23 protein-coding genes are annotated in these 21,273 nt (G+C 68.5%); 8 read left to right on the top strand and 15 right to left on the bottom strand.

Annotated elements, in window-relative coordinates; all coding sequences use genetic code 11:
* The coding region (locus A5712_RS26250) for an ABC transporter permease (RefSeq protein WP_369830438.1) at window positions 1-1,080 on the bottom strand (1,080 nt) is incomplete at its 3' end.
* A gap of 101 nt (window positions 1,081-1,181) precedes the next feature.
* A complete protein-coding gene (locus A5712_RS26245; RefSeq protein ID WP_068112174.1) occupies window positions 1,182-1,880 on the bottom strand; it encodes an ABC transporter ATP-binding protein in 699 nt (232 codons plus the stop codon).
* Window positions 1,881-2,064: 184 nt separating this feature from the next.
* On the opposite strand from A5712_RS26245, the gene A5712_RS26240 reads away from it, so the two are divergent.
* The 3 genes from A5712_RS26240 (at window position 2,065) to A5712_RS26230 (ending at window position 3,946) form a co-directional block, all read left to right on the top strand.
* Window positions 2,065-2,850 (top strand): heavy metal-binding domain-containing protein, encoded by a 786-nt coding sequence (locus A5712_RS26240; protein WP_067158961.1) that lies wholly within the window; start codon window positions 2,065-2,067, stop codon window positions 2,848-2,850.
* Window positions 2,850-3,221, top strand: coding sequence for a DUF5073 family protein (locus tag A5712_RS26235; RefSeq protein ID WP_068112148.1), 372 nt, complete (start codon window positions 2,850-2,852; stop codon window positions 3,219-3,221). The genes A5712_RS26240 and A5712_RS26235 overlap by 1 nt, the downstream gene beginning before the upstream one ends.
* Window positions 3,222-3,298: 77 nt before the next feature.
* On the top strand, window positions 3,299-3,946 hold the full coding sequence (locus A5712_RS26230) for a maleylpyruvate isomerase family mycothiol-dependent enzyme (protein ID WP_068112144.1): 648 nt from the start codon (window positions 3,299-3,301) through the stop codon (window positions 3,944-3,946).
* A 7-nt stretch (window positions 3,947-3,953) separates the two neighbouring features.
* Here the strand turns inward: A5712_RS26230 and A5712_RS26225 are convergent, their stop codons facing one another.
* Complete coding sequence (locus A5712_RS26225; RefSeq protein WP_197519503.1) at window positions 3,954-4,409, bottom strand: nuclear transport factor 2 family protein; 456 nt, start codon at window positions 4,407-4,409, stop codon at window positions 3,954-3,956.
* 132 nt (window positions 4,410-4,541) lie between these two features.
* On the opposite strand from A5712_RS26225, the gene A5712_RS26220 reads away from it, so the two are divergent.
* Complete coding sequence (locus A5712_RS26220) at window positions 4,542-6,290, top strand: amidohydrolase family protein (RefSeq protein WP_068112169.1); 1,749 nt, start codon at window positions 4,542-4,544, stop codon at window positions 6,288-6,290.
* On the opposite strand, the gene A5712_RS26215 is transcribed toward A5712_RS26220, so the two are convergent.
* The 4 genes from A5712_RS26215 to A5712_RS26200 form a co-directional block, all read right to left on the bottom strand.
* The gene (locus A5712_RS26215; protein ID WP_369830437.1) at window positions 6,287-6,955 is read right to left on the bottom strand and encodes a cutinase family protein; all 669 of its coding nucleotides are present in this window, start codon (window positions 6,953-6,955) and stop codon (window positions 6,287-6,289) included. The genes A5712_RS26220 and A5712_RS26215 overlap by 4 nt on opposite strands.
* A gap of 182 nt (window positions 6,956-7,137) precedes the next feature.
* Window positions 7,138-7,560, bottom strand: coding sequence for a hypothetical protein (locus tag A5712_RS26210; RefSeq protein WP_197519504.1), 423 nt, complete (start codon window positions 7,558-7,560; stop codon window positions 7,138-7,140).
* Window positions 7,561-7,695: 135 nt separating this feature from the next.
* Window positions 7,696-8,361 carry a TetR/AcrR family transcriptional regulator gene (locus A5712_RS26205; protein WP_068112134.1) on the bottom strand — a complete coding sequence of 222 codons (666 nt, stop codon included), beginning with the start codon at window positions 8,359-8,361 and terminating at the stop codon, window positions 7,696-7,698.
* Window positions 8,362-8,414: 53 nt separating this feature from the next.
* Window positions 8,415-9,002 carry a TetR/AcrR family transcriptional regulator gene (locus A5712_RS26200; RefSeq protein ID WP_068112131.1) on the bottom strand — a complete coding sequence of 196 codons (588 nt, stop codon included), beginning with the start codon at window positions 9,000-9,002 and terminating at the stop codon, window positions 8,415-8,417.
* 42 nt (window positions 9,003-9,044) lie between these two features.
* Here A5712_RS26200 and A5712_RS26195 point away from each other — a divergent pair, with 42 nt between their 5' ends.
* Together A5712_RS26195 and A5712_RS26190 are read left to right on the top strand one after the other, a co-directional pair.
* Window positions 9,045-9,590 (top strand): bifunctional 2-polyprenyl-6-hydroxyphenol methylase/3-demethylubiquinol 3-O-methyltransferase UbiG, encoded by a 546-nt coding sequence (locus A5712_RS26195; protein WP_068112129.1) that lies wholly within the window; start codon window positions 9,045-9,047, stop codon window positions 9,588-9,590.
* A 107-nt stretch (window positions 9,591-9,697) separates the two neighbouring features.
* The gene (locus A5712_RS26190; protein ID WP_068112162.1) at window positions 9,698-10,549 is read left to right on the top strand and encodes an enoyl-CoA hydratase/isomerase family protein; all 852 of its coding nucleotides are present in this window, start codon (window positions 9,698-9,700) and stop codon (window positions 10,547-10,549) included.
* A 51-nt stretch (window positions 10,550-10,600) separates the two neighbouring features.
* On the opposite strand, the gene A5712_RS26185 is transcribed toward A5712_RS26190, so the two are convergent.
* The 8 genes from A5712_RS26185 to A5712_RS26150 all read right to left on the bottom strand — a co-directional run bounded on the left by A5712_RS26185 (window position 10,601) and on the right by A5712_RS26150 (window position 19,260).
* A complete protein-coding gene (locus A5712_RS26185) occupies window positions 10,601-12,301 on the bottom strand; it encodes an FAD-binding protein (RefSeq protein ID WP_068112126.1) in 1,701 nt (566 codons plus the stop codon).
* Window positions 12,298-13,671 carry an SRPBCC family protein gene (locus A5712_RS26180; RefSeq protein WP_068112159.1) on the bottom strand — a complete coding sequence of 458 codons (1,374 nt, stop codon included), beginning with the start codon at window positions 13,669-13,671 and terminating at the stop codon, window positions 12,298-12,300. Before A5712_RS26180 ends, A5712_RS26185 begins: the two co-directional genes overlap by 4 nt.
* 14 nt (window positions 13,672-13,685) lie before the next feature.
* The gene (locus A5712_RS26175) at window positions 13,686-15,221 is read right to left on the bottom strand and encodes an acyl-CoA synthetase (protein WP_068112121.1); all 1,536 of its coding nucleotides are present in this window, start codon (window positions 15,219-15,221) and stop codon (window positions 13,686-13,688) included.
* A gap of 19 nt (window positions 15,222-15,240) precedes the next feature.
* On the bottom strand, window positions 15,241-16,119 hold the full coding sequence (locus A5712_RS26170; RefSeq protein WP_068112118.1) for an enoyl-CoA hydratase-related protein: 879 nt from the start codon (window positions 16,117-16,119) through the stop codon (window positions 15,241-15,243).
* An 18-nt stretch (window positions 16,120-16,137) separates the two neighbouring features.
* Window positions 16,138-16,374, bottom strand: a complete 237-nt coding sequence (locus A5712_RS26165; protein WP_068112115.1) for a lipoyl domain-containing protein — start codon at window positions 16,372-16,374, stop codon at window positions 16,138-16,140.
* The gene (locus A5712_RS26160) at window positions 16,367-17,365 is read right to left on the bottom strand and encodes an alpha-ketoacid dehydrogenase subunit beta (RefSeq protein ID WP_068112112.1); all 999 of its coding nucleotides are present in this window, start codon (window positions 17,363-17,365) and stop codon (window positions 16,367-16,369) included. Before A5712_RS26160 ends, A5712_RS26165 begins: the two co-directional genes overlap by 8 nt.
* A gap of 4 nt (window positions 17,366-17,369) precedes the next feature.
* Window positions 17,370-18,308, bottom strand: a complete 939-nt coding sequence (locus A5712_RS26155) for a thiamine pyrophosphate-dependent dehydrogenase E1 component subunit alpha (RefSeq protein WP_082973673.1) — start codon at window positions 18,306-18,308, stop codon at window positions 17,370-17,372.
* Between the two features lie 85 nt (window positions 18,309-18,393).
* The gene (locus A5712_RS26150) at window positions 18,394-19,260 is read right to left on the bottom strand and encodes a mycofactocin-coupled SDR family oxidoreductase (RefSeq protein ID WP_068112108.1); all 867 of its coding nucleotides are present in this window, start codon (window positions 19,258-19,260) and stop codon (window positions 18,394-18,396) included.
* Window positions 19,261-19,490: 230 nt separating this feature from the next.
* Between A5712_RS26150 and A5712_RS26145 the strand changes: the two genes are divergently transcribed.
* A complete protein-coding gene (locus A5712_RS26145; RefSeq protein WP_068112106.1) occupies window positions 19,491-20,711 on the top strand; it encodes a CaiB/BaiF CoA-transferase family protein in 1,221 nt (406 codons plus the stop codon).
* Between the two features lie 265 nt (window positions 20,712-20,976).
* Window positions 20,977-21,246, top strand: coding sequence for a metal-sensitive transcriptional regulator (locus A5712_RS26140; RefSeq protein WP_068112104.1), 270 nt, complete (start codon window positions 20,977-20,979; stop codon window positions 21,244-21,246).
* Window positions 21,247-21,273 lie beyond the last annotated feature (27 nt).

The following is a 21,273-nucleotide window of genomic DNA, read 5'->3' as shown; positions in this document are numbered from 1 at the left end:
CCCGACGGGCGCCAGTGCCTCGATGGGTGCGACCTTATACACCTGCCGCGCAGCCATCGCCGATGCCACGACGCAGGTGAGGGCGGTCGCCGCGAGGGCGGCCGGTATCGCGTAGCCGGGCAGCCAGTACTCGATGCGGGCCTCCAGCCCCTGCGTCATGGCCGGCGGCAAGCGGCCAATCGCGATGCGGCCCAGGAGAATCCCGAGGGCCGAGCCGAGCGCCCCGCCGATGACACCGAGGATCGCGGCCTCCGCGAGCATGTCGCGGAGGATGGTGGCGCGGCGGCCGCCGATCGCGCGCAGCATCGAAATGACCGGCCGCCGTTGGCTGATCGCCATGGTCATCGTCGTGTAGATCAGGAAGGCGCCGACCATCAGGGCGACCATCGCCCCCATCAGGGCCATGTAGTTCATCAGCTTGACACCGTCGCCCGCCCGGGTGGCCCGCATGCTGGGGTCGGCGACGATGGCGCGGCCGTTCACGGCGGTGGTGATCGCGGCGCGGACCCTTGCGAGATCGGCGCCGGGTTTGGTGGTGATCAGGATGGAGTCAAGCTGGCCGTCGCGACCGGTGATGTTCTGCGCCAAGGCAAGTGGGGCAAGGACGTAATGCCCGCCGTTGAGCGCGGCGACCTGCTTGCCCGCGAGGACCTCGCCGACGGTCACCGACCGCGACCCCAATTGGAACGTATCGCCTTTGGCGTGGCCGACACCGGGCCCGACGCGAACCGCGTCCGCCGGACCTGTTGGGCCGGACGGATTCTCGGGCGCTCCCGGCGACCCGTTTTTCAGCGCGTCCTTGAGCGCGCCGCCCAGGGCGGCCAGGCGCTCGTCGGCGCCGAACAACAGGACCGGACCCGACGACGTGGACGCCGTCGTCCGGATCATCGGTGCCGCGGTCGCGACCCCGGGAACCGCGGCGACGTCGGCGGCGATCGTCTCGGGAAAGCCCGCGTCGGTGATGCCCGACACCTCCAACGAGGCGATGCCCGCGATGCCGTCGGCGAGCCGATTGACCGATCCGCTGATCGAGCCGAAGATGCCGAACACCGCGACCAGATACATTGCCGATACCGCCATTACGGCGACGGTTGCGCCGGTGCGCCGGCGATGCACCGCAAGTTCGCGCAGGCTGAACAGGCGCAGCCGGCTCGCCGCGGCGGCGATCCCCGACGCCGCCGTCACACCATGACCCCCGAGCGCTGGTCGGCGCCGACACGGCCGTCCTGCAGCGTGATGACTCGATCGGTCGCCGCGGCGGCGTCCGCATTGTGGGTCACCATCACCACCAGCCGGCCGCGGCCGGTCTCGTGGGCAACCTCGCCGAGCAGCGCCAGGATCGACCCGCCGGTTGCGGAATCGAGGTTCCCGGTCGGTTCGTCGGCGAGGATCAGCGGGGGGTCCATCATCAGGGCGCGCGCGACGGCGACCCGCTGCATCTGGCCGCCGGACAGCTCGGCCGGCCGGTGCTCGGTCCGGTTGCCGAGCCCGACGCGCTCCAGCAGCCGAATCGCGTCCGGTTTGGCCTTGCCCAGCCGCACGCCGTCGAGCAGCTTCGGCACCGCGACGTTCTCCCACGCCGACAGCGTCGGCAACAGGTTGAAGAACTGAAATATGAAGCCGACGCGATGGTGGCGAAACTCCGACTGCTGCTCGTCGCTGAGCCGGCCGATCTCGTCGCCGTCGAATTCGATCGACCCCGAATCGGGGGAGTCCAGGGCGCCCAACAGATGCAGCAGGGTGCTCTTGCCGGCACCCGACGGCCCGACCACCGAAACGAAGTGCCCGCCCTCGAGGCGCAGGCTGATCTCGTCGAGGGCCCGCACGGACTGGCCGCCGACCCGGTATTCGCGCACCACGTCGCGCAGCTCGATGGTCAGCACCCGTGGAAACATGATCCTCCCCGCGCTCACGCCGCACCCCAATAGCGCTGGTACTTCAGATAACGAGGCCCAGCCGCGATCGGTTCATGCGGGCGATCCAGAACGTGCCCGGCGAGTTTGGGATGTGAAACGCCGACCCGCGTCCTACGCTGTGCTCCGGACCGCAGGAAGGTGTTTGCCAATGCAACCGAACCCGCTCGACCCAGTCGCCAGCGAACGGCTGTCGCACGCAGGCAAGGTGTTCACGACCGATCTGTCGATCAACGAATTCGCCCTGCTGCACGGGGCGGGGTTCGAACCGATCGAACTCGTGATGGGCGTTTCGGTCTATCACGTGGGCTATCAGTTCACCGGCATCAGGCAGCAATCCGAGCTGCCGGTGCTCACCGAGGCGACGTACCGCGCGCGCTGGAATGCGATGTCGCGGATGCAGGCCGAGGCCGATTCGCTGGGGGCGGACGGCGTAGTGGGTGTGCGCCTGGACTGGCGTCATCAGGGGGAGGGCGAGCACCTCGAGTTCATCGCGGTCGGCACCGCCGTGCGCTACACCGCGAAGCCCGGGGCATTTCGGCGCCCCAACGGGCAGGCGTTCACCAGCCACCTTTCCGGCCAGGACCTGACCACGCTGCTGCGGTCCGGATTCGCCCCGGTCGCCTTCGTGATGGGCAACTGCGTGTTCCACGTTGCGGTGCAAGGGTTTATGCAGATGTTGAAGCAGGCGGGGCGCAACGCCGAGATGCCGCAGTGGACGCAGGGCAGCTACCAGTCTCGGGAGCTGGCGATGTCACGGATGCAGAGCGAGGCGGAGCGAGACGGCGCGAACGGCATCGTGGGGGTGCATTTCGCCATCTCGAATTACGCGTGGGGACATCACACGGTGGAGTTTTACGTGGCGGGGACGGCGGTGCGTCGCAGCGGCGAGCCGCAGACCCTGACGCCGTCGTTCGTGCTGCCGCTGAGCGATTGATGACGGGCCTCGATCACGAGCGGGTGAGTCGTGCCGTCGGGTCGGCCTTGTCCGGCCCCGGCGGCGTCGGGCTCGTGATCAAGGTGTTCGGCGGCGTGCCCGGGGTGATCGTCACACCGGCGCGTCGTGGCCTGTTTCGCTCGCAGCCGGAACGGGTTCAGATCGGTGACTGGCGCTACGAAGTAACCCCTGACGGCCGGCTCCTCGCCGCCCACGTGGTCAACGGCGTGGCCATCGCCGAGGAGGTCCTCGCCGCCGCGGCCGTCGGTCCGCACATCGCACGGTCGCTCGGGCAACTGGTGAGCAGTTACGGGCCGACGATCATGCCCAATATCGACGCGGCGCTCGAAGCTCTCGACACCAGCTTCTGACATTCGACGGGCCGATGACTTTGGGGCCGGGCGGAGGTCTACCCCGTCGTCATCCCTGCGGTGCATTGGAGGCTTGCATGTTCGAAGGTGCCACCCGCGACGCTCTGTGGTCGGCGGCGCATGCGGAGCGCGCGGCGCTCGCGGACGATCTCGCCGAGCTCGACGACGCACAATGGGCGCTGCCGTCGCTGTGCGGACGGTGGGTCATCGAGGAGGTGGTCGCCCACCTCACCGCCGCCGCGAGCACCGGCCCGCTGCGCTGGTTCGCCAGCGCCGTCGGCGCTCGATTCGACTTCGACCTGCACAACGAGCGCCGTTTGGCCGAGCACCGCGGCGCAACTCCCGCCGAGACGCTCGAGCGATTCCGGCGGGTCATCACGAGCACCACCGCGCCGCTGGGACCGACCGCCGCATTTCTGGGTGAGGTCGTGGTGCACGCCCAAGACATCCGGCGGCCCCTCGGGCTCCTTCGCACGCCAGCGGTGGACGTCGTCGTCCCGGTGGCGGAGTTCTATGCGCGCCGGGACTTTGCGGTGCGTAGCCGCAGCGCCATCGATGGTCTCCGGCTGGAGGCGACCGACAGTTCCTTTGCGACCGGCGCCGGCCCGCTCGTCAGCGGGACGACGCTCGCGCTGACGATGGCGATGGCGGGGCGTCCGGCCTATTGCGATGATCTGGCCGGCCCGGGCGTCCGCGCGCTGCGCGCCCGATGCGCTTCGGGCTGACGCACTTTCACTCGCCGGTGGCGGGTTGTTTCTGGTCGATCGCCACCACCCACCGGCTGAACCGCCAGGCGCCGTCCCGCTTGACCGCGGTGAACTCGTAGCGGCCGGTCAGGTCGGGGCTGGGCGAACCGCCGTCTTTGACGGCAAAAACCTGGACGTAGCAGTGGCCGGTGGCCTCGGTGGCGCTCTGGGAGGCGAACCAGAACGAATTCAGCGCGTGGCGCCGTTGGTTGTTTTCCTCTTTGAAACGCTGTTTCCTGACCGCGAGCAGGGCCATGACGGTGTCGATGTCCGCCGACAGCGGGCTACCGTCGTGTAGCAGCACGAGCTGCGGTGACTCGGTGAACAGGGCGCGAAAGTCGTCGAGCCGGTTTTCGTCATATGTGTAGGCATAGGCCCCGAACAAGTTGATGATCGCCAGTCGATCGGCGGCGTCGAAGTCCGTGCGCCCGACGTCGGTCACCACTCCGCCTCCTCAAATTCGAAATGCTGCCGCGTCGATGGTCGCACGCACTGCGTCGTCGCCTATTGAGAAAAGGGACAAGGCTGTTGAATGCTGGGTGGGCGCCGCAGGCCGGCCCGCGAGGAGGCTGTCATGACCTACGACCTGATCATCCGGGGCGGAACCGTGGTGGACGGCACCGGCGCGCCGGCGCGGACCGCCGACGTCGCGGTCACCGACGGAATGGTCGCCGAGGTGGGCCGCGTCGAGGGCACCGCCAAACGAACCGTCGAGGCCGACGGGCTAACGGTGACACCGGGATTCGTCGACGTGCACACCCATTACGACGGGCAGGCCACCTGGGATCCGCATCTCACCCCGTCGTGCTGGCACGGCGTCACGACGGCAATCATGGGCAATTGCGGCATCGGCTTCGCGCCGGTGCGTCCCGATCGCCACGGCTGGCTCGTCGACCTCATGGAGGGCGTCGAGGACATTCCGGGCTCCGCGCTGTCCGAGGGCATCGCGTGGGAATGGGAGTCCTTCGGCGAGTATCTCGACGCCCTCGAACGGATGCCGCGCGCGGTGGACGTCGCCGCGCAGATCCCGCACGCCGCCGTTCGCGGCTTCGTCATGGGTGACCGCGCGCACGAGACCGCGACGGGCGCGGATCTCGACGCGATGTGCGGAATCGTCGCCGCCGGCCTGCGCGCCGGGGCGGTGGGCATGTCGTTCGGGCGCACGGCGGGACATCGCAGCGCGTCGGGCGAGCCCGTGCCGGGAACCTACTCCGAGGAGGACGAACTCGCCGCACTGATGGCCGTCATGGCAGAGGTGGGTTCCGGTGTGCTGCAAGTGGTTCCGGCTGGCGTGGGCGGCGCGATGGGCGGCGACCAGCGCCACTCGATCGACGCCGAGATCGACTGGATCACGCGGCTCGGCCGGCGGTACCGGATTCCGCTCACCTTCCTGGCGATGGTCAACGAGCAGGACCCGCACGACTGGCGACACTGGTTCGCCGCGGTGCACGAAGCCAACTCCGCCGGTGCGACGATCCGGCCGCAGGTCGCCAGCCGCGCCTTCGGAATGTTGATGGGACACCAATCGCGGATGAATCCATTCCGGCACCGCGCGACGTATCGGCCGTTGCTGGAATTGCCGTTGGCGCAGCGGGTTCAACGACTGCGCGATCCGGACGTCCGGGCGCGAATCCTGGCCGACGCGCCCGAGCCGACGCCGCAGCCGTCGGCGGACCAACTCAACAGGCACCTGTTCAAGCGCCTGTATCCGCTCGGCGAAGCGCTCGACTACGAGCCCGCGCCGGAAGACAGCATCGCCGCGATCGCCGAGCGGGAGCGCCGCGACCCCTGGGAAGTCACCTACGACGTGCTGCTCGGCGCCGAGGGGCGCGAATTCCTGCTGCTGCCCCTGCTCAACTACGCCGGCAACAACTACGACCACCTGTACAACATGATGGCCGACCCGGTGAGCCTGCAGGGGCTGGGCGACGGCGGGGCGCACTGCGGGATCATCTGCGACGCCAGCATGACCACCTACCTGCTGTCGCATTGGGTCGGCAAGCGAACCCGGGGCCCGGGCCTGTCGCTGGAGGCGGCGGTGCACCGCCTCACCGGCGATCCCGCGGGCTTTTACGGGCTGGGCGATCGCGGCGTGCTCGCCCCCGGGCGGCGCGCGGACATCAACCTCATTGACCTGGATCGGTTGCGGCTGCACTACCCGGAGCGCGTCGAGGACCTGCCCGGCGGCGCGGGCCGGTTGATCCAGCGCTCGGACGGTTACGTCGAGACGATGGTGCTGGGCCAGACCGTCGTCGCCGACGGCGAACTGACCGACGCAAGGCCCGGCGGTCTGGTCCGGGGCCGCCGCCCGGCGGCTGCCTAGAGCCGGCCCGCGGCGAAGTCCGCCGCCTGATCAACCATCCCGGCCTCGACGTATTGCCGGTGCGCGGCCGGGAACCCCGATCCCGAACAGACGGGATCGTTGGGCACGCACAACTCGATCGTCTTCGGCGCGTACAGCGGACCGATCGTGACCGGGGGCTCGTTGATGATGCTCATGAACTGCGTCGACGGCTTGCCGAAGAGCGCGACGGCGGCGACGTGGTTGGCGACGTCGGGCGGCATCGGCTCGGGCGGCTGCGCGAGGTTCGCCCCATCGGGGACCCGGTTCGCGGTGACGAAGCCCATGACGGCCGCGCCCTGCGAATATCCGCCCAATACCATCTTGGTTTTGGGGCAGTTGGCCGCCATCGACTCCACGTGATGGCCGGCGTCGGTGATGCCGTCGATCGCGGTGGGGAAGTCGGTCGTGGCCGGGTAGTTGACCGGGTACACGCCGAGCGATCGGGTGCCGACGCGCGAGCGCAGCGTGTCCACGAAGTCTTGTCCGACCCGGCCCACGCCGGGGGGCTCGGTGGTGCCGCGAGCGAACACCACCTCGACATCGGGGCACGGCTCGGCAGACGCGGAGGGAACGGACGCGAGCGGCAGCGCCCAAATCGGCGCCACCGCAGCACAAATGAGGCGGGCGAGGGGAGGAAACTGCACGTAGAAAATTTTGGCACAACGTGATGGCGCCTGCTCGGCGAGCGCCGGCGGGTGGCGCGGCATCCGGGTGGGGCCTCAGGACTCGGCGGTCCGGACATGTCGCAGGTCAGCGCGCTATCAGGCGCACGACAACGGCCGATGTACGCATCCCGTTGGCGAGTCGAACGGCGGATGAGATGTGATCAAGTCGATCCGTCGCCGCGGTCCCGAATGCCCTGCCTGCGCACCAGCGATCGGGCAGCGCGTAGCGCGCCGCGGAACGCGTAGGCGGCGGTCACCACCGACAGCAGGATCAGCAAGACGAACATCGGCAACCAGTTGCCCCTGCTGTGATCGACCTCCCACCAGATGATGGTGAACAGCACCACGCAGAGCAAGAGCACCACGTCCCGCCAATTACCGCGGTAGGTCAGCGCAGCCTTGCGCAGCGCGCGATTCCTGTCCGCGACCTCGACCAGGTCATCGATGCGCTCGTCGATGCTGCGCCGCAGCTCGGCGCGTCGCTCGACCGCCTCCGGGGGGAGACGCTCCAGCAAGTCCATGTCCTGTTTGATGAGCTCTCGGTAATCCGGGCCTCTGAATTGACCGGCCGCAACGGCGAGCATCAGGCCACCGAAAACGGGCGCACTGTTCAGTGCGAGTTGTCCCAGCCCTACCACGTCCCCTCCTTCGTCGGTCGTCAACGTCGGTTCGTTGAGGATGACCGAACTCGCGGCGAGGGATCAACCACTTCGGCGGTATCAGGACGCCCTGGACGGGCGCCCCCGCGCCCGCGTCGGCTCCGCGCCGCTAAGCGCGTCCATGGTGCGCACCAGCTGCGGATAGGCGATCGCGGGTCCGATCCAACGGGTGAGATAGCGCCGCAAGTCGGCGCCGCTGCGCGGCGGGCGGCCTGGGTCGGTGAGGAAAGAATGCAGCACCCGCAGGCTGAATTCGTTCAGTTCGTCGAGTCCCGCCTCGTCGAAACCGTAGTGCTCCCAGTCGATGTCGAAGCGATGCAGCATCGAACGCCCGAACGCCAACGCGGTATCGGAGATGATGGAGACGCCCTGTCCGCCGCGATGGCGCAACACGAATGCGAGCTGATTGTCCGACGCCAGCCGCTCGATGGCGAATGCCATGCCCTCCGTCACCGCCACCACCGGGTCGGTCACGCCCTCGAGCTGGGTCGCCAGGCGGTCGAGGAACCCGTCGGCCGAGCGCATCGCGGACGCCACCAGCAGCGCCTGGGTGCCGGGGAAGTACCGGTAGACGGTCTGCCGCGTCACACCCAGGGCCCGCGCCACGTCGGCGATTCCCATTGCCTGGCCGCGCTCGTCGATGATCCGGTCGGCGGCGTCCAGGATGCGCTCGATCGCCTCCTCGTCGGAGGCGGGCGTGTTCCCTGCCCAGCCGTGACTGCGCACGCTCAGCCGATCCTCACAGCTGGATAATAACGATTCGGTTGGGCCACTGGGCTTTAGGCGGCGCACGCCTTGAGAATGAGGCCGACGGCCTCGTCGAGCTGTTCCGCGATCTCTTCGTAGCTGACGAACCGGGCCGTCAGGAGGGCCCCGGAGAACGTCATCTGAAGCGCGGACCGCACCGCGCGCGGCCACCCGGGACCCAGCGCCGCCGCGATCCGCCTGGACACCTCTTCGCCGATCTGCTCGCGCAGCGGCTTGACCGCGGGATCGTCGGCCATCAGCGCGGCGCCGCAGGCGGTCGCCAGCTCGGGCTCGTCGGCGACCATCAGCGCCATGTCGCGCAACGTCGCGCTGACCCGCGCCTGGGTGGTGTCATTGACGTCGGTGTGCAGCGGCAAGTCCCGCAGGAAGCGCAGGTACACCGCCGCCACCAGCGCGCTCTTCGACGGAAAGTAGGTATACGCGCTGGCCGGGGACACGCCGGCGCGCGTCGCGACCGCGCGCATCGTCAGGGCCGCGTACGACGATTCGCGCAGTTCCTCCAGCCCGGCCTCGAGGACCTTGCGGATCGTCTGCGCCGGCCGGCGGTCGGAGCGGCGGGCCGTCCCGGCGTCCGTCGGCGAAGCCGCCTGTCTAGACACCGGTCCAGTGTAGAAACCGGCGGGCGATCTAAGGTGGCGCCCATGGCCGAGGACGACCGGCGTCGCTGGGACGAGCGGTACGCCGGCGCTAGGCCCCCGCAGCCAAGCGAGGTCGGGCCGCCCCGCTTCGTCGCGCGCCACGCCGAGCTGTTTCCGACGTCGGGACGCGCCCTCGACCTCGCCTGCGGGCAGGGCCGTGGCGCCGTGTGGCTGGGCCGCCGCGGCCTCGACGTCTGGGCGTGCGACGTGTCCCCGGTCGCCATCGAGCAGGCGCGCGAGTTGGCGCGGCTCGCCGGCGTCGCGGACCGCTGCCACTTCGACGTCTTCGATCTGGACGACGGGCTGCCCGCCGGTCCGCCCGTCGACGTCGTCCTGTGCCATAACTTCCGGGACCGCCGCCTCGATCAGGCGATCATCGAGCGCCTGGCGCCGGGCGGGCTGCTGGCAATCGCCGCGCTGAGCGAGGTCGGGGCCGCGCCGGGACCGTTCCGCGCCACCCCGGGCGAGCTGCTCGCCGCCTTCGCCGGGCTCGAGCTCGTCGACGCCGGCGAGGGCGACGGTCACGCGTGGTTGCTGGCCCGCGGCTGAGCGGCCGCCTTCGAGACTGCGCACAAATCGCCATTTCCTCGAAATCGCGCTCTGTGCGCAGCCTCGACGCGCCGGGATGCGGGCCCGAAACCGGTAATGTCACCACGATGGAGCGGCGCGTGCTCGAAGCGATCATCTATGAACGCGAACCGCCGATTGCGCGGATCATCTTGAACCGGGTCGACAAAGCCAATACCAAGGACGCGGTGTTGGTGACCGAGGTCGACGACTGCCTGCACGAGGCCGACCGCGACAAAGAGATCAAAGTCGTCATCATCAAGGCCAACGGAAAGGGCTTCTGCGGCGGGCACGTGGCGCGCTGGGGCCCGGACGAGAACCCCTACCCGGACTTCGGAAACACCTTCGAGGACCTCTACAAGGGGACGGCCGACCTGTTTCTGTGGCCCACGCTTTATCTGTGGGAGTTTCCCAAGCCGACGATCTCGGCGATCCACGGCTATTGCATGGGCGGCGGCATTTATCTCGGCCTGCTGACCGATTTCTGTGTCGCGTCCGAGGACGCGTATTTCCAAATGCCGCTTGCCCAAAGCCTTGGCGAGCCGGGCGGGCACACCATGATCGAGCCGTGGTTGCTGATGAACTGGCACCGCACCATGGACTGGCTGTTGCTGGCGCCCACCCTCTCGGCGCAGGAAGCCCTCGACTGGGGTCTGCTGAGCAAGGTGGTGCCGCGCGAAGAGCTGGAAAACACCGTCGAGGAGATGGCACGCAAGATCTCCCAGATCCCGTTGACCACGCTGATGGCGGTCAAGAACAACGTGAAGCGGGCCTGGGAATTGATGGGAATGCGGGTCCACCTCCAGGTCAGCCACATCTTGACCAACATGGTGGGCGCCGCCTCCGACGTGCAGGCGCGCCGGGCCGAACTCATGCAATCCGGCATGAAGCCCCGCGATTTCGTCGGCCGCGACGAGAGTTCTCAGGACGAGCAGACGTAAAACCCCCCAAACTGCGCGGGTTTTGGGTGCGTTTGCGTCTGCTCGCCAGACCTAGCGGGTCCTTTCCCCCGCGATCCGGCGCCCGGCGGCGTGCCGCGCGGCCACGTACCCGAACACCATCGAGCTCGCGATGCTGGCGCCCGCGCCCGGATACGTGCGGCCCATCACCGTCGCGGTGGTGTTGCCCGTGGCATAAAGGCCGTCGATCACCAGGTCCTGCTCGTCGAGGACCTGCGCGTGCTCGTTGGTGACGACGCCCCCGCACGTCCCGACGTCCGCCGGGAAGACCCGGGTGGCGTAGTAGGGCGCGCGGTCGAGCGGGCCGACGGCCGCGTTGGGCCGGTAGCCGGGATCGCCGAGGCAGTCGTTGTAGGCCGACTGCCCGCGCCCGAAGTCGGGGTCCAGGCCCTTGGCGGCGAACCGGTTGAACCGCTGGATCGTTTGCGCCAATTCGTCGGCGGGAAGGTCGATCTGGCGGGCCAGGTCGGCGATGGTGTCGCCGCGTTTGACCGCACCGCTCTCGATGAGCTCGGGCGGCAGGTTCTGGTTGCGCTTCAGCGGGTTGGTGCTGGTGACGTACCTGCGCACGTACCCGTCGTCGAAGATCATCCAGCAGGGCACCGCCTTGTTGGCGTACATCGCCTTGCCGACCTCGACGTAGGAGTTCGACTCGTTGCAGAATCGCCGGCCGGTCGCGTCGACGTAGATGGCGCCGGGACGCTGCCGGCCGGAGCCGAGCGAGGCGGCGGCGGCGCCGCCGTCCTTGATGAAAACCGAAGGCAGCCACCAGGCTTCGTCGAGCAGGTCGGTCTTCGCTCCCAGCCGCATGGCGGCCTGCAGCACCTCGCCGGTGTCGCCGGCATTGGCGATCGACCACTGCGCCTCGTTGGGTTGATCGCCGCTGTACTGGCGGCGCATCTCCTTGTTGTGACCGAATCCGCCGGCCGCCAGCAGGACTCCCTTGCGCGCCTCGACGTTCAGCGGCACGCCGCCGCGCGTCACGCGGGCCCCGACGACGCGGCCGTCCTCGACGATGAGGTCTTCCATCGCGGCGTTGGTCCACAGCGGGGGCTGCCCGTCACCGAATTCGATGAGCGCCTTGAGCATCTGGGCGATCAGCGAGGCGCCGTTGGTGAGGATTTGCCGGCGGCGGGCGCGCGCGGCCGCGGTGCGCAGGAACACCCGGGTGGCCACGGCGAACGCGCGCGGCGACCGGTTGTAGTACTGGACCGAGCGCAACTCGTTGGTGAGGACCACGAAACCGTAGTTCTTGGCCAGCGGCGGCTGCACCTTGTCGCTCCAACTGCCAAGCTCCGCGGCGTCGAAGGGGATGCCCTCGATGGCGCGGCCGGACTCGTTGCCGCCCTTGTGATTCGGGTAGTAGTCGCTCCATCCGGCGCAGCGGATCAGCCGAATGCCTTTGCGGGTAAGGAAATTGATCATCTCGTAGCCCGCGGTGAGGAACATCTCGCGGCGCGCGGGCGAGGAGGGGGCGCCGATGTCGCCGACCACGTCGGCCAGGTAGGCCAGGCCGTCCTCGTGCGAGTCCGCGATGCCCTCGGCCCGCATCAGGGGGTTGTTGGGCAGCCAGACGATGCCGCCGGAGAGACCGGTTGAACCGCCGACCAGCGCCTGCTTCTCGAGGATCAGCGGTTCGAGCCCGCAATCGATCGCGGCCAGCCCGGCCACCATGCCGCCGCCGCCGCTACCCGCGATGAGCAGGTCGACGGAGCGGTCCCAGCGGGTGGTCATCGCCCCTCCGAGCTGAGCCCCAGGTCGGCGATCGGCACGTCGATGGTGGTGTTGGTCTTCTGGATCGCGGGCACCAGCGCGTCGTAGGGCAGGCCGGCCAGGAAGCCGTCGATGACGCGTTCGAAGTTCGAGATCAGCCCCTCGATCCGGTCCGACAGCCGCATGTAGTCAAACCCCTTGGAGTGCAGGCCCTTCTGCTGACGAGGCAGGTTGGAGAAGTCCTGGGCGGGAATGGGCGGCCAGCGCGGGTCGTCGGGCGCCATCGGTTCCGGTGGCGTGGGCTTGGCGGTGGCCTGGTCCGGCGGGATGCGGGTCAGCGACCAGATCTCGAACAGCGTCTCCTCCGGGCCGAGCGGACGGATCCGGTACGACGAGGCGCTGCTGTACTGGGGCAGCAGAAAGTAGTGCGGGAAACAGAAGTTGATCGCTTCGGTGATGCCGCGCCGCTCCAGCTCGTTGAGGTCGGGCATGTCGCAGCCCCGGGCCCGATGCCACTTGACGATGGCGTCGTTGAGCGCCGCGCGCCAGGCGGCCATGGCCGCGGCCGGGTCGGCCGGCAACTCCATGGTCTGCAGGCCCTCGGCGATGCGGACGTCGTTCTCGTGGGTCATTCCGGCCATGCCCTCGCCGAGGGTGCGCATGAAGTACAGGTTCGTCTGGGCCAGCCCCGGCGGTTTCGACGTGCTGGGCATCGAGGACGGCAGCAGCTGCGGGTGGGTCTGCGGGACGTGGTAGCCCTCCATGAAGGCGGCCGTCGCCAGCTTCCAGTTCACCGGCAGCCGGCACGCCTGCCACCACTCGACGCGCAACGACTCCACTTTCCACGCGTCGTAGATCGACGCGAACGGTTCGAAGCAGTCCCGCATTGGCGGCGCGTCGTCGTCGAGGTTGATCCACGCGCAGCCGCCCCAGAGCTCGCATCGGACCGGGACGAGTTGCAGGTCGTCGGGGCTCAGGTTTTCCTCGGCGAACTCCTCGGGCCGCAGCACGAAGGTGTTGCGGCCGTCGATCGCCCAGCACCAGCCGTGAAACGGGCAGACGAAGGTGCGGCGGTTTCCGTTGCCCTCCACCAGCTTCACGCCGCGATGGCGGCACGCGTTGTGGTAGGCCCGCACGTTGTCGGCGTCCAGCCGGACGACGATGACGGAGTCGTCCAGGATCTCGTACTCGACGTAGTCGCCGGGCTTCGGGATCTCCTCGAGGCGGCAGGCCATCTGCCAGACGCGGGGCCAGAGCAACTCGGCCTCAAGGGCATAGAACTCCGGGTCGTAGTACCGCTGTTTGGGGATCCGGTCGGGCCGCTGAACCGCCCACGGCACCGGCAGCGGCGCCCAGTTCACGTCGGGGTGGGTGCGTTCGGTAGTCACCATGTCCGTTCCCTCGTTCATACGATCCGTGACGCCCGCCCTTGCCAGTAGCGTTCGCGAATGCGCCTCTTGTACAGCTTTCCGTTGGGGTCGCGGGGCAGCTCGGCCTCGAATTCGACTGTGCGCGGGCACTTGTAGCCCGCCAGGTGCGCCCGGCAGTACGCGATGAGCTCCGCCTCGAGATCGGGCCCGGGCGTGACGCCATCGGCCGGCTGCACGACGGCCTTGACCTCCTCGCCGAATTCCTCGTTGGGCACGCCGAACACCGCGGCGTCGACGAGCTTGGGATGCATGACCAGCAGGTTCTCCGCCTCCTGGGGGTAGATGTTCACCCCGCCCGAGACAATCATGAACGTTGACCGGTCGGTGAGGTAGAGGTATCCGTCGTCGTCGACATAGCCCATGTCGCCGAGCGACCGCCAGCCCCGCTCGTTGGAGACCGACGCGGTCTTGGCCGGGTCCTTGAAGTACTCGAAATCGGGCCCGCCCTCGAAGAACAACTCGCCGGACTCGCCCACCGGAAGCTCGACCCCGCCCTCGCCGACCACGTGAACGGGGCTGAACGGCTTGCCGACCGAGCCCGGATGGGCGAGCCACTCCTCCGGGCCGATCGTCGTGCCCGCGAATCCCTCTGTGCCCCCGTAATATTCGTGGATGATGGGGCCGAACCACTCCATCATCCGGTGCTTGACGTCCACTGGGCACGGGGCCGCGGCGTGGATCACGCATTCGAGGCTCGAGACGTCATACTTGCGCCGCACCGCCTCGGGCAGCTTGAGCATGCGCACGAACATCGTCGGCACGAACTGGGCGTGGGTGACGCGGTGGGTCTCGATCAGCCGCAGCACCGCCTCGGCGTCGAACTTGCGCATCAGGATCGACGCAGCGCCGACGCGGTGCACCGCCATGGTGTAGTTCACCCCCGCCGCGTGATACAGCGGTGCGGGGGAGAGGTACACGCTGGACCGGTCCATGCCGTACTTGTGGATCAGCGCCAGCTCCAGCACCGACTGGGCCCACGACCCGTTGCCGTCGGCGGGCAGCGACCGCCGAACCGCCTTGGGCCGTCCCGTGGTGCCCGACGAATAGAGCATTTCCGACCCGTCCGACAGCGACGGGGCATCGCCCGCTACTGCCAGCGCTTCGTCGTACGACTGCCAGCCCGGCAGGGCGCCCCCGACGGCCACGTGGATGCCGACGCGCGGATTGGCCGCGCGGACGTGCGCCGCGAGGTCACCCATCGACGCGTCGACGAACACCGCCTTCGCGTCGGAGTCGTCGATGACGTAGGCGACCTCGTCGGGGGTGAAGTGGGTGTTGACGGCGGTGTAGTACAGCCCGGAAAGCTGACAGCCCCAGGTGATCTCGAAGAATTCCGGCCGGTTCGTCAGCACCAGCGCCACGCCGTCGCCGCGCCGCAGCCCGGCCTGGTGAAGGGTGGCCGCGACGCGTTGGCTCTTTTGGTACAGGTCGCCGTACGTGATCGTGCCGCCGTCCGCGACGAGGAGGGCCGGCGACTCGGCGGCGGTGCTCGCGTGGTCGGCGATGTTCACCGGCGGACCTCGCGAGGGCTCAACTCGCCGGCGCCGCGCCGTCGGTGGCCGAGGCTGCCGCCGCCGCCTGGCGCCGGGCCTGCTCGGATGGCAGCACCTTGTCTTTGAACACCGTCTGGATCAGCTCCTGCACGTCGCGGCTGATCGATGCCAGCGCGACGAGGTCGTTGGAGCTCTGCCAGTGCACCCGCATGCCCATCAGCTCCCAGGCTCGCTTCAGGTTGGCCTTGGTGGCCAGCAGCGTCGTCATCGGCGCCTGGGCGATGTGGCGGGCGATGGCGTCGGCCCGCGATTCCAGTTGGTCGCGCGGAACGACCTCGTTGACCAGACCGACCTCCAGCGCCTTCTTCGCGTCGATGACCTCGGCGAGATAGAGGTAGTACGCCGCTCGCCGCCAGTTCATGAAAACCCATGGCTCGATTGAGCATTCGCCGGACGGCATGCCGAAGCCCTGCAGCGGCGGGTAGGAGAAGTACGCGTCCTCTGCGGCGATGACGATGTCGGTGGTCAACCCGTAATGGGTGCCGCCGCCGACGCAGTAGCCGTGCACGGCCGCGATGGTCGGCTTGGAGAACTCCCACAGGTTCAGCACCGGCTTGACGAACAGGTCGGTCTGCGGCTTCCACGGAGTGCCCATGACCTTGGCGCCCTCGACGAACGCGGGGTAGTCGACGGCGTTGTTGCCGATGGCGTGTCCGGAGCAGAAGCCCTTGCCGTTGGCCTTGAGGATCAGCACCTTGATGTCGTAGTCGCGGTCGGCGTCCAGCAGCGCGGCGTCGACCTCCTCGGCCAGCTTCTGGTCCTGGGCGTTCGCCTTCTCCGGCCAGTTGAGCGTGACGCGCGCGATCGGGCCTTCTTTTTCGTAGACGATTCGCTCGCGGGTCTCGTTGAGATCCATGTGTTTTGCGTCCCTTTCTTATGACGTGATGACGCCGATTTCGGCGCCGATGTCGTAGGTGGTCCCGACCTGTCCGGTCCACTGCACGATGCCCGAGGCCCCGGCCTCGATTTCCTGTTCCACCTTCTCGGTGGCGATCACATAGATCGGCGTGCCCTCCTCCACGTGCTCGCCGGCGTCGACGAGAAGGCCGGTGAGCTCGGCCTCCGACACGGCCACCGACACGCGCGGGATGCGAATGACGAAGTCAGCCATTAACTTTGGCCCGGTCGAAGGTTCGCTGGGCCGCGGCGACGATGCGCGCCGGCGACGGGTACACCTGCGCCTCGAGCGCCGCGGCGGCCGGGTTGGGGACGAACCGGGCGGCGACGCGCTCGATGGGCGCGGCCAGCTCCCCGAACAACTCCGCCTGCAGAGTGGCGGCGATTTCGGCTCCCGGGCCGGCGAATTGGACGGCGTCGTGCACGACCACGACTCTCCTTGTGCGGCGCGCGGATTCGACGATGGTTTCGACGTCCAGCGGCACCAGCGTGCGAAGGTCGACGACCTCGGCGCTGACGCCCTGTTCTGCCAGCGTGTCCGCCGCCGCGAGCGCGTCGTGCACGGGGCGCCCGTAGGCGATCAGCGTTACGTCGGTGCCGGGCCGCTTGATGTCGGCCTGGCCCAGGGGGATCGAGAACCCGGGTTCGACGGGCACGGGACCCTTCTTGCCCTGCAGCCGGATCGTCTCGACGAACAGGCAGGGGTCCTCGTCGAAGATCGCCGATGTGAGAAGGCCTTTCCCGTCGCGCGGGGTGGACGGCACGATCACCTTCATGCCGGGGACGTGCATGAACCACGCCTCCAGGCTCTGCGAGTGCGTGGCGCCGGTGGCCAGCCCGGCGTAGACCTGGGTGCGGATGGTGATCGGCGCCGTCGTCCGCCCGGCCGTCATGAACCGCAATTTCGCGGCATTGTTGATCAGTTGGTCGGCGGCGATGCCGATGAAGTCCATGATCATGATCTCGGCCACCGGCAGCATCCCGTCGATCGCCGCACCGATCGCGGCGCCGACGATCGCGGCCTCGGAGATGGGCGTGTCCAGCACGCGGTCGTGACCGTGCTTCGTCGACAGCCCCGCCGTCGGTCCCGAGGCGCCGGGATCGGCGATGTCCTCACCGAGCAAGAAGACGCGGTCGTCGGCCGCGAGCGCCTCGTCGAGCGCGAGGTTCAGCGCCTCGCGCATCGTCATCTCTTTGTCGGCCATGCGTCTACACCGGGTACCTGATCGTGGTCGCGTACACGTCGCGGTCGAGTTCGTCGATCGAGGGCGCCTCGGCGGCCATGACGGTCGCCAGCGCGTTCTCCACCGTCGTCGACGCCTCCTGGTCGATGCGATCGAGCTCGTCGGCGCCGCACAGGCCGGCTTCGGCGAGGTGGTTGCGAAACCGCGGCACCGGGTCGGCCGCCATGGCCGCGGCCAGTTGCTCCTTGGGGATGTAGGGCATCCGGTCGCCGAAGTAGTGGCCGCGGAAGCGGAAGGTCACGCACTCGATGAACGTCGGTCCCGCGCCGGAGCGCGCCCGCCGCAGCGCCTCGTCCAGGGCCGATTTCACCGCCAGCGGATCGTTGCCGTCGACGCGCACCCCCGGCATGCCGTAGCCGGCCGCCCTTTCGGCGACGTGCTCGAGCTTCATCGTGTCCGAGGTCGGCGTCATCTCGGCGAACAGGTTGTTCTGGCACACGAACACCAGCGGCAGATCCCACAGCGCGGCCATGTTGGCGGCCTCGTGGAACGAGCCGGTGTTGGTGGCGCCGTCGCCGAAGCTGACCACCGTCACGCGGTCCAGACCCTTGCGCTTGCCGGCCATCGCCAGCCCCACGGCGACCGGCGGTCCGGCGCCGACGATCCCGGTCGAGAGCATGACCCCCTTGGCGGGGTTGGCGATGTGCATGGTGCCGCCCTTGCCGCGGCTCGCGCCGACGGTGCGTCCCATCATCTCCCCGTAGATCTCCTCGAGCGGGACGCCCTTGCCGATCAGGTCGTGCAGCCCGCGGTAGGTCGTCACCAACTGGTCGTCGGGCCGCAGCGACACCCCCATCGCGGCGGCGATGGCCTCCTGGCCGCGCGACGGCCAGTACACGCACATGAACTCGCCGGTGCCGATGCCCTTGGAAAGCCGGTCGTCGGCCGCCTTCATCAGGACCATGAGTTCGTAGAGGCGACGCTGCACGTCGGCTGCGGATCGAGCGTCGCTCACTAAGGCCCCTCCACTTCCGTTGCGCGGCAAAGCCTTACGTGCCCGACCACGGCTTGACCTTCAGGAAGCCGCCCCCATCCACGCGGAGCTGTTGGCCGGTGACGTAGCGCGCCGCGTCCGAGGCGAGGAACAACACGGCCTCGCTGATGTCCTCGGGCTCGACATAGGGGATGGGCATCGCCTGGACCACCGGGAAGACCGGTTCGGCGTCCTCGCGCTTGGGTTCGGACAGGTCCGGCCGGAACGCACGGTACATCGGTGCGCTGTGCAGCATGTCGGTGTTGACATTCGTCGGGTGCACCGCGTTCATCCGGATGCTGAAGGGCGCGAGCGCCAAGGCGAAATCGTGGACATAATGCGCGGCAGCCAGTTTCGCGAAGGCGTAGCCGGCTCCTCCGGGGCCCCCGGACACGCCGCCGCCGGTGTTCAGCGACGACATGAACGCCGCGTTGGACCCGATCACGATGATCGACGCCCCGGCTTGCAGATGTTTGAGGCTCGCGTGCACCAGGTTGAGCACCCCGAGCAGGTCGACGTCGACGGCGTCGGCGAACGCCTGGGGCGGAAGGCCCGCGGTCAGCGGGCAGATGCCGGCGTTGGCCACCACGATGTCGAGACGGCCGAACTCGGCCACGCCCTGATCGATCGCGGCGGCCAGGGCCACCCGGTCGCGCACGTCCGCGATCGCCGTGTGCGCTCGCTGCCCTTCCTTTTCGACTAGCCGCGCCGTCTCGTCGAGATCCTCCGGCCGGGCCAGGGGATACTCGTTGGTTTCGATGTCGGCGCAGATGTCCACCGCGATGATGTCGGCGCCCTCCGCGGCCAGCAGCCGCGCATGCGAACGCCCCTGCCCGCGCGCGGCCCCGCTGATCAAGGCCACCTTGCCCGTCACCCTGCCCATATCCTGTCCTGTCCCGTCCAAAGCCCTAGATAAGCGATCTACGTTGGGGGCCAAAGCTATTCGCTGCCAAAGAATCGGCAAGGCACGTATTAACCGCAAAGCGGAGCGGGGTCGGACCCACGGTCTGCCCCATCGCATCTCTTCCACGAAAACCGCGCGTGGCCGCAGCCGGGCTGTCGATATCCCTTAGAGTAGCTAGAATACTTAAAATAGCAAGAAAGGCGGCTGCCTTGCCTGGGGTGCTGAGCGGTGTCCGTGTGGTCGAGTTGGCGTCGTGGACGTACGTGCCGTCGGCGGGGGCGGCGCTATCGGACTGGGGCGCCGACGTGATCAAGGTGGAGGGCGTCACCGCGGGGGATCCCGGACGCGCGCTCGTGGTCGGTGGCTTCACCCGCGAAGCGGCCCGCCCGGACGCCGACTTCATCCTCGAGTTGGGCAACCGCGGCAAGCGCAGCATCGCCATCGACATCAAGTCCGAGGTCGGCCGCGACCTGTTCGGCCGCTTGTTGGCCAGCGCGGACGTGTTCCTGACCAACTGGCTGCCCGGCGCGCTCGAACGGGCCCGGCTCACCGTCGAGGACGTCCGGGCGTTCAACCCGAAGATCATCATCGCGCGCGGCACCGGGCTCGGGGTCCGCGGTCCGGACCGGGATCGCGGAGGGTTCGACGCCGCCACCTACCTGGCCCGCGGCGGGGTGGCCTACACACTCACGCCGTTCGGCACCGACACGCCGGCGGTCCAGGGCCCGGCGTTCGGCGACCTGCAGGGTGGTGCGACGCTGGCCGGCGGCGTGTGTGCCGCATTGTTTCACCGGGAGCGCACCGGCGAACCGACGATTGTCGATTCTTCGCTGCTGGCGCAGGCGATGTGGGCGATCGCGCCGTCGATCTCGGCGGCCGATTTCTTCGACATCGACGGCATCCCGGGCGCCCCGCCCGGGCTGGCCATCAATCCCCTGGTGAACCGGTACAAGACGAAGGACGGCAGGTGGATCCAACTGGTCTTCCTGCAACCCGACAAGTTCTGGGCGGGCTTCTGTGAGCGGATGGGCCTGGGCGAGTTGGCCACCGACGAGCGGTTTGTGCCGTCGAGCAACCTGATCGCGAACGCAGCCGCGGCGACCGAGATCTTCGCGAACGCGTTCGCGCGCAATGACCTTGCGCACTGGCGAAAGGTGCTCGCGGACGAACCCGGCGTGTGGGGCGCCCTCGCGACGCCGCGGGAGACCCTCAACGACCCGCAGGTGGAACCCAACGGCTACGTGGTGACCAACGTCGACGACCACGGCGAGAAATACCGGATCGTCGCCGCGCCCGTTCAATTCGACGAGACGCCGCCGGCTCCCGCCCGCGCCCCGGAGCACGGGCAGCACACCGAAGAGATCCTGCTCGAGCTCGAGGTCGACTGGGACGACATCGCCAGGGCTAAGGACCTCGGGGCCATCCTCTGAGGCCCGCGCGCCACCGGGCCGCGGCGGCCTTGCCGGCGGCGGCAGGGCGCGCAGTTAGCCGGCCCAAAAATCAACCAGGACAAGCGGGTTGTCGAGGATCGTTGATTCGAATGTCTCGTAGGTGAGGTCGGTCGTCGCCGACGCCGACTCCTTTCGGCTCGGTGTCCAGGGGTGACAACTGATACCCAGTGGGGTATATTCCTGGTTAGTGAACCAATACCCCGGCGGGTACCTTGGGGTGACATAGGGAGACGAAGGGATTCACATGATTGGGGATGAAGACAGCATCGCCGCGGTGCTCAACCGGCTGCGCCGCGCCCAAGGGCAACTCGCCGGGGTGATCTCGATGATCGAGCAGGGACGCGACTGCAAGGACGTCGTCACCCAGCTCGCGGCGGTTTCGCGCGCGCTGGATCGCGCCGGGTTCAAGATCGTCGCGACCGGCTTGAGGGAATGCGTCACGGGTACCACCGCCGACGGCTCGGCGCCGCTGAGCGAGGCCGAGCTGGAGAAACTTTTCCTGGCGCTCGCCTGAGCGCAATCTGGAACGAATGGAAGGCAC

Origin of the sequence: Mycobacterium sp. E2327, from assembly GCF_001672675.1 — a bacterium.
Classification (GTDB): Bacteria; Actinomycetota; Actinomycetes; order Mycobacteriales; family Mycobacteriaceae; genus Mycobacterium.
Note: the sequence above shows the minus strand (reverse complement) of the source record. Positions and strands in the feature narration are given on the sequence as shown.

Excerpts from the sequence above, each read along its gene's own strand:
- A5712_RS26240 (WP_067158961.1), top strand. The coding sequence starts at position 2,065 with ATGCAACCGAACCCGCTCGACCCAGTCGCCAGCGAACGGCTGTCGCAC.
- A5712_RS26235 (WP_068112148.1), top strand. The coding sequence starts at position 2,850 with ATGACGGGCCTCGATCACGAGCGGGTGAGTCGTGCCGTCGGGTCGGCC.
- A5712_RS26230 (WP_068112144.1), top strand. The coding sequence starts at position 3,299 with ATGTTCGAAGGTGCCACCCGCGACGCTCTGTGGTCGGCGGCGCATGCG.
- A5712_RS26220 (WP_068112169.1), top strand. The coding sequence starts at position 4,542 with ATGACCTACGACCTGATCATCCGGGGCGGAACCGTGGTGGACGGCACC.
- A5712_RS26210 (WP_197519504.1), bottom strand. The coding sequence starts at position 7,560 with ATGCTCGCCGTTGCGGCCGGTCAATTCAGAGGCCCGGATTACCGAGAG.
- A5712_RS26195 (WP_068112129.1), top strand. The coding sequence starts at position 9,045 with ATGGCCGAGGACGACCGGCGTCGCTGGGACGAGCGGTACGCCGGCGCT.
- A5712_RS26190 (WP_068112162.1), top strand. The coding sequence starts at position 9,698 with ATGGAGCGGCGCGTGCTCGAAGCGATCATCTATGAACGCGAACCGCCG.
- A5712_RS26185 (WP_068112126.1), bottom strand. The coding sequence starts at position 12,301 with ATGACCACCCGCTGGGACCGCTCCGTCGACCTGCTCATCGCGGGTAGC.
- A5712_RS26180 (WP_068112159.1), bottom strand. The coding sequence starts at position 13,671 with ATGGTGACTACCGAACGCACCCACCCCGACGTGAACTGGGCGCCGCTG.
- A5712_RS26170 (WP_068112118.1), bottom strand. The coding sequence starts at position 16,119 with ATGGATCTCAACGAGACCCGCGAGCGAATCGTCTACGAAAAAGAAGGC.
- A5712_RS26165 (WP_068112115.1), bottom strand. The coding sequence starts at position 16,374 with ATGGCTGACTTCGTCATTCGCATCCCGCGCGTGTCGGTGGCCGTGTCG.
- A5712_RS26160 (WP_068112112.1), bottom strand. The coding sequence starts at position 17,365 with ATGGCCGACAAAGAGATGACGATGCGCGAGGCGCTGAACCTCGCGCTC.
- A5712_RS26155 (WP_082973673.1), bottom strand. The coding sequence starts at position 18,308 with ATGGTCCTGATGAAGGCGGCCGACGACCGGCTTTCCAAGGGCATCGGC.
- A5712_RS26150 (WP_068112108.1), bottom strand. The coding sequence starts at position 19,260 with ATGGGCAGGGTGACGGGCAAGGTGGCCTTGATCAGCGGGGCCGCGCGC.
- A5712_RS26140 (WP_068112104.1), top strand. The coding sequence starts at position 20,977 with ATGATTGGGGATGAAGACAGCATCGCCGCGGTGCTCAACCGGCTGCGC.